The organism is Rhizobacter sp. P2_D12 (assembly GCF_056404395.1).
The window spans coordinates 1-1,533 of record NZ_JBFUEB010000284.1; the positions used below are offsets into that span (position 1 = coordinate 1).

The 1,533-nt window shown below is 69.1% G+C and carries 3 protein-coding genes; all 3 read left to right on the plus strand.

The window, feature by feature from the left end; translation table 11 throughout:
* Positions 1-555: type III secretion system cytoplasmic ring protein SctQ (gene sctQ / locus AC1DYN_RS32460; RefSeq protein ID WP_477966905.1), on the plus strand; the 555-nt coding region annotated here is incomplete at its 5' end.
* Positions 533-1,189 carry a type III secretion system export apparatus subunit SctR gene (gene sctR, locus AC1DYN_RS32465; protein WP_477966907.1) on the plus strand — a complete coding sequence of 219 codons (657 nt, stop codon included), beginning with the start codon at positions 533-535 and terminating at the stop codon, positions 1,187-1,189. The genes sctQ and sctR, both read left to right, overlap by 23 nt.
* Before the next feature lie 10 nt (positions 1,190-1,199).
* Positions 1,200-1,460: a type III secretion system export apparatus subunit SctS gene (gene sctS, locus AC1DYN_RS32470; RefSeq protein ID WP_169676120.1), complete on the plus strand. Its 261-nt coding sequence runs from the start codon at positions 1,200-1,202 to the stop codon at positions 1,458-1,460.
* The last annotated feature ends 73 nt before the right edge of the window (positions 1,461-1,533 follow it).

A 1,533-nucleotide genomic window follows, 5' to 3' on the forward strand; every position in this document is an offset into this window, starting at 1 on the left:
GCGGCGCGGCCGCAGGCCCCGCGCGGCGCCTGGCGTTCGCTGCTGCGCCTGCCGGGCGCGGTGGCCTTCGCGGGCCGGGCGCTGTCGATCGAGGCACTGCGTTCGCTGCGCGTCGGCGACGTCGTGCTGCTGCCGGCCGACGTGCCGGCACTGGACGGTGCCGCGGCGGTGCTGCGGCTGGGCCCGCGCGGCAACCGCTGCCTGGCTGCGCAGGGACGGATTCAAGGCAATTCATGGATGGTCGAAGGAGGACTACAGATGTTGGACGATGACCAGGACCTGCTCGCCGAGCCGGGGACCGAAGCCGATGCGATCGGCGAACTGGAGCTGCCGGTGCGCTTCGAGATCGAGACCGTCTCGGTGCCGCTGGCCGAGCTGGAGGCGATCGAGCCCGGCTACGTGATCGAACTGGCGGTGCCGGCCGCCGAGGCGCGGCTGCGCCTGGTCTCGTGCGGCCAGGTGATCGGCCACGCCGAGTTGGTGGCCGTCGGCACGCGGCTGGGCGCCCGCATCACACGCATGGTGGCACGCGATGACACAGACCACCACGGGTGAACTGCTGCCGCTGCTCGTCATCGCGTTCGCGATCGGCGTGCTGCCCTTCGTCGCGATGATGGTGACCTCGTACACCAAGATCGTCGTGGTGCTGGGGCTGCTGCGCAACGCGCTCGGCGTGCAGCAGGTGCCGCCCAACATGGTGCTGAACGGCATCGCGATCATCGTGTCGGCCTACATCATGGCGCCGCTGGTGATGGATTCGTACGACAAGATGAAGAACGAGGGCTTCGCCCCGTCGAGCGCCGGCCAGATCGGCCAGGTGCTGGACGTCGCGAAGGAGCCGGTGCGCAAGTTCCTCGACAAGCACGCGCAGCAGCGCGAGAAGAACTTCTTCCTCAAGTCGGCCGCGGCGGTGTGGCCGCCCGAGCGCGCCAAGGCGCTGAAGGCGGACGACCTGATCGTGCTGGCGCCGGCCTTCACGCTGTCGGAGCTGACGGCGGCCTTCAAGATCGGCTTCCTGCTGTACCTGGCCTTCGTCGTGGTCGACCTGATCATCGCCAACATCCTGCTCGCGCTCGGCCTGTCGCAGGTGACGCCGACGCAGGTGGCGATCCCGTTCAAGCTGCTGCTGTTCGTGGTGATGGACGGATGGTCGACGCTGATCCACGGCCTGGTGCTGACCTACAAGTAGCGCAACCGCCATGGACTATGACAACATCGTTCGACTGACCTCGCAGGCCATGCTGCTGTGCCTGATGGTCTCGCTGCCGGCGGTGCTGGTGGCGGCGCTGGTGGGTCTGCTGGTGTCCTTCGTGCAGGCCATCACCTCGCTGCAGGACCAGGCCATCTCGCAGGGCGCCAAGCTGATCGCGGTGGTGATCACGCTGGTGATCGCGGCGCCATGGGGCGCCTCGATGGTGCTGGGCTTCGCGCAGCAGGCGGTACAGGCGGCGCTGCAATGACGATCCAGCGCCGCAGCTTCCAGGCCCCGGCCCTGGTGCCGCCGCGCGCCGCGGCGGTCGCGCCGGCCGGCAC